The 562-nt window shown below is 73.0% G+C and carries 1 protein-coding gene; it reads right to left on the bottom strand.

The window, feature by feature from the left end; genetic code table 11:
* A partial coding sequence (locus Mam01_RS36170) for an AMP-binding protein (RefSeq protein ID WP_204289710.1) occupies positions 1-562 on the bottom strand: 562 nt, incomplete at both ends.

The following is a 562-nucleotide window of genomic DNA, read 5'->3' as shown; positions in this document are numbered from 1 at the left end:
GCAAGCTGCCCGTTGTTGAGCCAGCGGGCCAGGTCACCGCTGCGGTACATCCGCTCCCCGTCGGTGAACGGGCAGGCGACGAACCGCTCAGCGGTCATCCCCGGACGGCCCACATACCCCCGGGCCAAACCCGCGCCGGCGATGTACACCTCCCCGGTCACCCCCGGCGGGACCGGGCGCAGGAAGTCGTCCAGCACGAACACCGCAGTGTTGGCGATCGGCGCACCGATCGCCGGGTCCTGCTCCACCGGAGCCCGGACCGGCCCCGTCGTGGCGATCACACTCGCCTCCGTCGGACCGTAGGCCACCCACACCTGGGTGCGCTCCACCCACTGCGCGGCCAGACGGGCACTCACCCGCTCGGCACCCACCACCCACCGCCGCACCCCGGCAACAGCCTCGGGATCCAGCACATCCAGCAGAGACGGCACCACACTCGCCACCTCCACCCCCGCAGCGGCGATCATCTCCGCGAGAGCGCCGGGCTCGGCCCGCTCGGCCTCCGTCGCGATCGCCAGCGTCCCACCCGCCGCCAACGTCACAGCGACGTCGAGCACGGCGG

The sequence above is a fragment of the Microbispora amethystogenes genome, from assembly GCF_016863015.1.
Taxonomy (GTDB): Bacteria; Actinomycetota; Actinomycetes; order Streptosporangiales; family Streptosporangiaceae; genus Microbispora; species Microbispora amethystogenes.
This window is presented reverse-complemented; position numbering and strand designations above follow the sequence as displayed.